This window comes from Oerskovia rustica, assembly GCF_014836555.1.
Classification (GTDB): Bacteria; Actinomycetota; Actinomycetes; order Actinomycetales; family Cellulomonadaceae; genus Oerskovia; species Oerskovia rustica.
In genome coordinates this window covers 1-7422 of the sequence record NZ_JACSQQ010000017.1, presented here as the reverse complement: position 1 = coordinate 7422, position 7422 = coordinate 1, and the positions used below count along the sequence as shown (strand labels likewise).

7 protein-coding genes are annotated in these 7422 nt (G+C 74.3%); 5 read left to right on the top strand and 2 right to left on the bottom strand.

Annotation, left to right across the window (positions count from 1 at the left end; all coding sequences use genetic code 11):
- Nucleotides 1–2207: polynucleotide kinase-phosphatase (locus tag H9652_RS11200; RefSeq protein ID WP_225228107.1), on the bottom strand; the 2207-nt coding region annotated here is incomplete at its 3' end.
- The gene (locus tag H9652_RS11195; protein WP_191796319.1) at nt 2204–3700 is read right to left on the bottom strand and encodes a 3' terminal RNA ribose 2'-O-methyltransferase Hen1; all 1497 of its coding nucleotides are present in this window, start codon (nt 3698–3700) and stop codon (nt 2204–2206) included. The genes H9652_RS11195 and H9652_RS11200, both read right to left, overlap by 4 nt.
- Nucleotides 3701–3808: 108 nt before the next feature.
- Between H9652_RS11195 and H9652_RS11190 the strand changes: the two genes are divergently transcribed.
- From H9652_RS11190 to H9652_RS11170, 5 genes are all read left to right on the top strand, one after another.
- Nucleotides 3809–4990 (top strand): class I SAM-dependent methyltransferase, encoded by a 1182-nt coding sequence (locus H9652_RS11190; RefSeq protein WP_191796318.1) that lies wholly within the window; start codon nt 3809–3811, stop codon nt 4988–4990.
- A gap of 92 nt (nt 4991–5082) precedes the next feature.
- Nucleotides 5083–5385 carry a hypothetical protein gene (locus H9652_RS11185; protein WP_191796317.1) on the top strand — a complete coding sequence of 101 codons (303 nt, stop codon included), beginning with the start codon at nt 5083–5085 and terminating at the stop codon, nt 5383–5385.
- Between the two features lie 57 nt (nt 5386–5442).
- The gene (locus tag H9652_RS11180; RefSeq protein ID WP_191796316.1) at nt 5443–5985 is read left to right on the top strand and encodes a putative immunity protein; all 543 of its coding nucleotides are present in this window, start codon (nt 5443–5445) and stop codon (nt 5983–5985) included.
- A 123-nt stretch (nt 5986–6108) separates the two neighbouring features.
- Nucleotides 6109–6756, top strand: a complete 648-nt coding sequence (locus H9652_RS11175; RefSeq protein WP_191796315.1) for a DUF1684 domain-containing protein — start codon at nt 6109–6111, stop codon at nt 6754–6756.
- Nucleotides 6757–6821: 65 nt separating this feature from the next.
- Nucleotides 6822–7422, top strand: a 601-nt coding sequence (locus tag H9652_RS11170) for a hypothetical protein (protein ID WP_191796314.1), incomplete at its 3' end; no start/stop codon positions are given.

Here is a 7422-nt window from a genome sequence, read left to right as displayed (position 1 = left end):
CCCCCCCCGAGCCGGTCGGCGACCCCCAGGTGCCACAGGTGGTCGCGGGTCGCGTAGGTCGTACCGGTCGGCGAGCCGGACCCGTCCGACCCGCTCGCGAGCACCTGGAACGGCGCGAGCTGCACGCCGTCGAGGCCGTCCACGGGCCAGCGGTAGCGCCGGTACGCCTGCGTGTACCGCTCGGTGTCCTCGGCCCGCGAGGCCGTGCGCGCTCGCAGGTCCCCGACGTCCACGCCGCGGGCCACGGCCGCGTCGAGCACCGCGAGCGCCGCGGGCATGACGGCCCGGGCCGCGGCCCCGACGCTCGCGTACTGGTCGCGGATGAGCTGGTCGGCCTTCGCGGACCAGGGCAGGATCTCGGCGTCGAGCAGGACCCAGTCGGCCCCCAGCTCGTCCCACACCCCGGCCCCGTCGAGGGCCTTCGCGACGTGCTCGAGGAGAGCCTCCGCCGTCGGCCCGGAGAAGAGCGGGCGACCCGTGCGCGTGTGCGCGACCCCGCGCCCGCCCGGCTGCACGTCGACCCCGAAGCGCCGGGCCGAGTCCCCGTACGCCTCGCGGCACACGAGCACCACGGCGCGCGAGCCCATGTGCTTCTCCTCGCACACGACCTGCCTGACGGCGTCGCCCGCGTACGCCGCGAACGCGTCCTCGGGGTGCTCGAGGTAGCCGGGACGCTGCGACGTCGCGACGGGGCTCATGGTCGGCGGCAGGTAGAGCAGCGCGCGCGGGTCGGTCGCGAACCGGCTCATGACCTCCAGCGCCCCGGCGGCGTTCTCCTCGGGAATCGTGATGCGCCCGCGCGTGCCCGTGACGACCGACCGGCGGCCGAGCACGTCGGTCACGTCGAGGACGTCGGGCTCGCGCGCCGGGCACGCGGCGGCCTCAGCGTCGTCGGCCGGCAGGAACGGGCGCGCCGGCTCGTAGTAGACCTCGGCCGCGGGGACGGACACGAGCTCCTTCTCCGGGTAGCGCAGCGCCGACAGCTTCCCGCCGAACACGACGCCCGTGTCGAGGCACATCGTGTTGTTGACCCACTCGGCCTCGGGCGTCGGCGTGTGCCCGTAGAGCACCATGGCCCGGCCGCGGTACTCGTTCGCCCACGGGTAGCGCACGGGCAGCCCGAACTCGTCGGTCTCCCCCGTCGTGTCGCCGTAGAGCGCGAAGCTGCGCACCCGGCCCGACGCGCGCCCGTGGTACGACTCCTTGAGGCCCGCGTGCGCGACCACGAGGCGCCCGCCGTCGAGCACGAGGTGCGAGACCAGGTCGCGGCAGAACGTCTCGACGTCCTTGCGGAACTCCTCGGGCTCCTCGGCGAGCTGCGCGAGCGTCGTCTCCAGCCCGTGGCTCACGGTCACGTTGCGCCCCGAGAGAGCGCGCACGAGCTTGTGCTCGTGGTTGCCGGGGACGGCGAGCGCGTGCCCCGCCCGGACCATGCCCATCACGAGGCGCAGCACGCCCGGCGAGTCGGGCCCGCGGTCGACGAGGTCCCCCAGGAACAGCGCGCGACGTCCCGCGGGGTGCGCGGCGTCGACCGGCCGGCCGGCGTCGTCGCGCTCGATCACGTAGCCGAGCTCGCCGAGCAGGGTCTCGAGCTCGGCGCGGCAGCCGTGCACGTCGCCGATCGCGTCGAACGGCCCGGTCTCGGCGCGCAGGTCGTTGAGCAGCGGCTCGCGGGAGATCGTGGCGTGCTCGATCTCGTCGACGCCGCGCAGCACGTGGACCTTGCGGAAGCCCTCGCGGCTCAGCGCCTTGAGCGAGGCCCGCAGCGCCTGGCGCTGACGCTTGACGACGTGGTCGCCGAAGTCGCGGTCGGGGCGCGACCGGTTGCGCTCGATCGCGACCGACTCGGGCACGTCGAGCACGATCGCGACGGGCAGGACGTCGTGCGCCCGCGCGAGCGCGACGAGGTTCTTGCGCGCCGCGGACTGGACGTTGGTCGCGTCGACGACCGTCAGGTGCCCGGCCTCCAGGCGCTTGCTCACGATCGTCTCGAGCACCTCGAACGCCGCGGCCGTGGCCGACTGGTCGTTGACGTCCCCCGAGACGAGTCCCCGGCAGAAGTCCGAGGAGACTGCCTCGAACGGCGCGAAACGCTCGCGCGCGAACGTCGACTTCCCGGACCCGGACACCCCGACGAGCACCACGAGCGAGAGCTCGGGGACGGTCAGGACGCGCGGTTCCCCGCTGGTCACGTGCTGCTCGGTCATGCCCCTGCCTCCGTCGATCGTGTGAACAGCGCCATCTGGGTCGGCGACCCGAGCGCTCCCGGCCCCACGTCCTGCGGCCCGACGTCGCGGAACGTCACGGCGTACCCGTGGCGGTGCGCGACGCCGTCGGCCCAGGCCTGGAGCTCGGCGCGCGTCCACTCGAAGCGGTGGTCGGTGTGCCGGTGCCCGTGCTCCTCGAGCGACGGGTACAGCGCGTTGTACTCGACGTTGGGCGTCGTGACGACGACCGTCCCCGGCCTCGCCTCGGCGAACACGACCCGTTCGAGCGCACCCAGGCGGGGCGGGTCGACGTGCTCGATCACCTCCATGAGCACCGCGGCGTCGAAGCCCGCGATCCGCTCGTCGCGGTAGGTGAGCGAGGACTGCACGAGCCGCACGCGCTCGCGCTCGGCGTCGCTCGCGTCCTCCAGGCGCAGCCGGGTCGCGGCCTTCTCGAGCTCGCGGGCAGCGACGTCGGTGCCGAGCACGCGCGTGAAGCGGCGGTCGGCGGCGAGCAGGCGCAGGAGCGCGCCCTCGCCGCACCCGAGGTCGACGACGCTGCTCGCCCCGACCTCGTGCAGCGTCGCGAGCACGGCCTCGGCGCGCTGCCGGGCGAGCGTGGGCGCCGTGGTCCCGACGGCGTCGCTCCCCGCCGCGGGGACGTCGCCCTCGGCGGCGCCGTCCTCTGGTGACGCGACGTCCTCTGGCGGCGCGACGCCGTCGAGCGTCACGAGCCGGTCGGTCGCGTCCTCGACGTACCGTCGCTGGTGCGCGAGGTAGCGGCGCATGATCTGGTCCCGTTCGGGGTGCTCGGCGAGCCATCCCGCGCCCGCGCGCAGCAGCTTGTCGACCTCGTCGCCCGTGACCCAGTAGTGCTTGGCGTCGTCGAGCACGGGCAGCAGGACGTACAGGTGGTGCAGGGCGTCGGCGAGGCGGACCGTGCCGCTCAGGCGCAGGTCGACGTAGCGCGAGTCGCCCCACTCGGGCACGGTCGGGTCGAGCGGCTCGGGCGTCGCCTCGACCGTCCAGCCCAGGGGCTCGAACAGGCGCTCGGCGAGCCGCGCACCACCGCGGCAGGGCAGCGCGGGGACGTGGATCTCGAGCGGGACCGGGCCGTCCGCGAGCGCCTGCCGCGCGTCGCAGCGTCCGGTCATCGCGGTGCGGAACACGGCGCCGAGCGCGACCGCGAGCATCGAGGACGCGGCGTAGGGGCGGTCGTTGACGTACTGGGCCAGGGAGAAGGCGTCGCGCCCGCCGAACCGCTTGTTGCGCACGATCCCCACGGGGTCGACCTCGAGCAGCAGCGCGACCGTGCAGCGGGCGGCGTCGGCCTCGGGGTAGAAGACGTGCGCGGAGCCGACGGGCAGGTCGAACGACTGGGCCCGCGCTGGATGTTTGTGCAGCAGGTACCCGAGGTCGGTCGCGTCCAGAAGGGCTCCGTGCTCGACGGACCCGGCCGGCGCACCGGCGGTCGTCGTGAGGGTGACCAGCATGCTGTGCATGGTCCCACGGGGGCGCAACGGATTTACGCTGGAGGTGGTCCGTGCGTCCGCGCGTCGACGACGACCGCGAGCGCCGCGTCCTCGACGGACGGAGCAGTCATGTCCACGACAGCGCAGGTCCCGCTCAGCGAACCCGGCGGCCCCGGCACCCCCGGCGGCCCGACGGGCGAGGGCCCGGGAGCCGAGGAGTTCGCCGAGCGGTTGTTCGCCTCGGCGCTCGGCGCCCTCGACGTCTTCTCGGTCTACCTGGGCGACCGGCTGGGCTGGTACCGCTCGCTCGCGGCCGACGGCCCCGCGACCTCGGCCGAGCTCGCGGCCCGGACGGGCACGCAGGAGAGGTACGCGCGCGAGTGGCTGGAAGGCCAGGCGGTCGCGGGGATCCTCACGCTCGCGGCGCCCGCCGCACGTGGGCCGGAGGGCGACGCTCCGCCGTCGGGCGTACCGGGCGGCGCTACGCGACGCTACGCCCTGCCGCCAGGCCCCGCCGAGGTGCTGACGGACGAGCACAGCCTCGCGTACGTGGCGCCGCTGCCGCGGCTGTTCGCGGCCGTGGGGCGCACGTTCGACGAGCTCCTCGACGCGTACCGCGACGGCGGCGGGGTGTCGTGGGGGCGCCTCGGTGCCGACGCGCGCGAGGCGCAGGCGGACCTCAACCGGCCGTGGTTCGAGCACGAGCTCGCGGGGGCGCTCGGCCGGGCACCGGACCTGCACGCGGTCCTGTCGCGACCCACCGCGCGCGTCGCGGACGTGGGCTGCGGGGCGGGGTGGTCGACGGTCGCGCTCGCGCGCGCCTACCCGCAGGCCCGGTTCGACGGGTACGACATCGACGGCCCGTCGGTCGACATGGCCCGCGCGAACGCGCAGGCCGCGGGCGTCGCGGACCGCGTGGCGTTCCACGCCGCGGACGCCGCGACCCTGCCTGCGGACGTGCCGCTCGACGCGGCCTTCGCGTTCGAGTGCACGCACGACATGCCGCGCCCGGTCGAGGTCCTGTCCGCGGTCCGGCGCGCCGTCCTGCCCGACGGCGCCGTGGTCGTCATGGACGAGGCCGTCGCCGAGGAGTTCGCCGCGCCAGGAGACGACGTGGAGCGGCTCATGTACGGCTTCAGCCAGTTCGTGTGCCTGCCGGACGGCCTGTCGTCCTCGCCGTCGGTCGGCACGGGCACCGTCATGCGGCCCGCGACGCTCGAGCGGTACGCGCTCGACGCCGGGTTCGAGCGCGTCGAGGTGCTGCCGATCGAGGGGTTCAGCTTCTTCCGGTTCTACCGGCTGCACCACTGATCGCTCGCCCGGGGACGGCGCCCCCTCAGCAGCGGACCGCTCCCCCTATGCTGTGCTCCGTGGCGCCGCCCCGGGGCCAGGGGGAGGTCACCATGGCGAGGAAGCCCCGTCGGGAGACCGAGACGGAGAACCTGGGATCGGTGTCGTCCTTCGTGGGAATGCTGGTCGGCCTGCCGACCGCGGTCGCGCTCGTCGTCGCCCTCTTCCTCGATCTCCCGGACGCCGTCGTGTGGACGTTCGCCGGCCTGTTCGTCCTAGGGCTGATGGCCGCGTTGGTCCTCGACGTCGTCCGCGCCGCCCGTGGTCGCGAGGGGGCGTGGCGTGCGCTGTGGGCCGGGGTGAGCTCGCCGTTGCGCTACACGTTCGGGTGGCTGCGGCTCCTGCCGGTCACCTAGTGGTACTGCGGGCCTCCAGCAATCGCACCTGAACAAGACCACCGGGAAGGTAGACACATGGCCGACGCGGACGGTGGCGACTTCAACCTGACGATGGACGAGCTTCGCGCCGTGGTTCGCTTCGCGGCCGACTGCGCGCAGAGCCTGCTCGCCGAGTTCGAGGCCGAGGCTCCAGCGGACTCGCGACCGCGCGAAGCCCTCGACGCGGCGCGGATGTTCGCCGACGGGGCCGCTCGGACGAATCTTCAGCGAACTACCGCCTTCGCAGCACACCGAGCAGCGAAGAGCGTGTCCACGGAGACTGCCCAGCTCGCAGCGCTCGCCTGCGGAGACGCCGCAGCCGCCGCCTATCTCCACCCGATCGCACGAGCCACGCAGGTGGGTCACATCCTTCGTGCTGCGGCCTGTGCTGCACGAGTAGGCGAACTGAAGGCGAGCATCGAGGGCGCCACCCCAGGGGACGACGTCAGCACTCTCGCAGAGCGAGCCCTTGCTCCCGTTCCTGACGTGCTGCGACGCTATCCGGCCGCACCATACGGAAGCTCCCGCCTGTCGCACCTGGTGGCCGCTCTCGACACCGCTGTCCGGGATCGACGCTAGGGACCGGCGAGGTCCGTCAGGGGCACCGGACGCCGTGCATCGATCTGCGCAAAACTGTCCAGAAGTTCCCACAGGCCGAGTCCCCGGGCTGCCGGTGCACGTCCCGGCTGGCACCCTGGCCAGATGATCACCGAGCTGCACGTCGTCGACTGGCGCCGCCGCGTCCAGCACCTGTACGCGCACGTCCGCGACCTGGCGGTCGAGGACCCCGCGACGGCGCACGAGTACTGGGTCGCGTCGCGCGACGACCTGCTGGCCGAGCACCCGGCGTCACCGATCCTGCCGGAGGACCGCCCCGCCTTCACCGGAGTCCCCGTCGCCCCGTACGACGCCGCGCTGCGCTTCGAGGTGCCGCTCGTGCCCGACCCGGCGCGCGGCACCCCCGACGCCGCCCGTCTCGACGTCCCCACGGGCACCGACGGCGTGGTCCCGTTCGAGCGCGTCGGGCGCCTCGACCTCCCGGGCCTGGGGTCGCTCGACGTGTGGGCGCTGCGGTCGTACGGCGGCGGGCTGTTCGTGCCGGTCAAGGACCGGTCGACCGCGACGTACGGCGGCGGGCGGTACCTCCTGGACACGATCAAGGGCGCGGACCTGGGGTCCGCGTCGTCCCGCCCGGGGCCCGACGGCGACGCGCCCCTGGTCGTGGACCTCAACTTCGCGTACAACCCGTCGTGCGCGTACGACCCGGCGTGGGCGTGCCCGCTCGCGCCACCAGGGAACACGCTCGCGGTCGAGCTGGCGTGCGGGGAACTGGTGCGGGCCAAGGGCTAGCGGGCGCCCGGTCTCCTCGACGGGTCACGCACACCCACGGCGCGACCTGTGGAAAGGTCCTGGTCGTGACCAGCACCCCGGACGTGCGTCCGACCCGTGTCCCCTTCCTCGACCGTGCGGAGGTCGAGGCCCTCGCCGTGAGCGGGGTCGTCGTCCCCGCCCCTGATGCCGTGTGGGTCTCGGGGCGAGCCCGCTTCGCTCCCGGGGTCGTGCTCCACCCGACCGTCGTCGTGGAGTGCGACGGTACGTCGAGCGTGGTCATCGGCGAGGGCGCCGTGCTCCACCCCGGCACCCGGATCAGCGCGACGAACGGCGCCTCGGTCCGGGTCGGGGCCCGCACGACGCTGGGCCCGGGCGGCTGCACCCTCGTGGCCGACGGCAAGGACCTGCACCTCGGTGCCGACGGCCGGTACCGCATGGCGCTGCTGCTCGGGCCGGGCACGTTCGGCGACGGCTGCCAGGTCCTCGGACCCGTCGAGGCTCGCGCCTGCACCCTCGAGGGCGGCGAGCCAGGCGACTCCCCCGACGTCGCCTCGCGCGGCGCGCTGCTCAAGGGCGCCGGTCGTGCGGCGGGCATCACGCTGCGCCGAGGTCAGGTCGTCAACGGTGCGGGCGACTTCCGCCGCGCACCGGTCGAGGAGCAGACGGCGTACCACCCGCCGCGGG